Consider the following 902-nt stretch of genomic DNA (forward strand, 5'->3'; position numbering starts at 1 on the left):
CTGCAGTGCAGCACCTTGTAGAAGTAACAGAACTCTAGGCAATAAGTCGGATATGAATCTCAGCAATCTAAAACCCGCCGTTGGTGCTACCCGCAATGAAAAGCGTGTAGGTCGTGGTACGGGTTCCGGCCGCGGCGGCACATCGACGCGTGGTCATAAAGGTGCCAAGTCCCGTTCGGGTTATTCCAAAAAGTCGGGTTTTGAAGGTGGACAAATGCCCCTTCAGCGCCGGGTACCTAAATTTGGTTTTAAAAATATCAACCGCGTGGAATACAAGAGCATCAATTTAGATGTTCTAGCTTCACTCACCGAAAAAGATAGCACTGCCTCTACCTTAGACGCTGCTTATTTCGTGAACGCTGGTTTGGTATCTAAAAACGCTAAGGTAAAAATTCTAGGTCGCGGTGAAATCACCAAAGCTGTAGAAGTTCATGCTCATGCTTTCTCAAAGTCGGCTATTGAAGCTATTGAAAAAGCTGGGGGCAAAGCTGTGACGCTGTAAAGCATACTAAGCAATGAAAAAGTTTATCGAGACGATAAAGAATATTTTCAAAATTGAGGATCTGAGAACTCGGATCCTCAATACTGTTTTTTTCATTGCTATCTATCGGCTGGGCTCCTATGTGGTTTTGCCAGGGGTAGACCCGACCCAATTAGAACAAGGTGCTCAAGGCCTTTTTGGCATTTTAGATACTTTGTTGGGAGGAGCATTTAGTCATGCTTCTATTTTTGCATTGGGTATTATGCCGTATATCTCGGCATCTATCGTGTTGCAACTTTTGACTATTGCTGTTCCTTATTTCCAGAAGCTGCAAAAAGAAGGTGAGTCTGGCCGAAAGAAAATCAACCAGTACACTCGTTTTCTTACGATACCTATTGTTATGGCCCAATCAGTTGGGTTC

The 902-nt window shown here is 44.1% G+C and carries 2 protein-coding genes; both read left to right on the forward strand.

All coding sequences use genetic code 11. From position 1 onward, the window contains the following. Positions 1 to 52: 52 nt before the first annotated feature. Complete coding sequence (rplO, locus tag J4D97_RS23055) at positions 53 to 502, forward strand: 50S ribosomal protein L15 (protein WP_208309635.1); 450 nt, start codon at positions 53 to 55, stop codon at positions 500 to 502. 13 nt (positions 503 to 515) lie between these two features. Further along, the coding region (locus J4D97_RS23060; RefSeq protein ID WP_432207236.1) for a preprotein translocase subunit SecY at positions 516 to 902 on the forward strand (387 nt) is incomplete at its 3' end.

Origin of the sequence: Hymenobacter defluvii (assembly GCF_017589435.1) — a bacterium.
In the GTDB taxonomy this organism is placed as follows: Bacteria; Bacteroidota; Bacteroidia; order Cytophagales; family Hymenobacteraceae; genus Hymenobacter; species Hymenobacter profundi.

What these genes read in the sequence shown, in the direction of transcription:
- rplO (WP_208309635.1), top strand. Translation starts at nt 53, where the DNA reads ATGAATCTCAGCAATCTAAAACCCGCCGTTGGTGCTACCCGCAATGAA.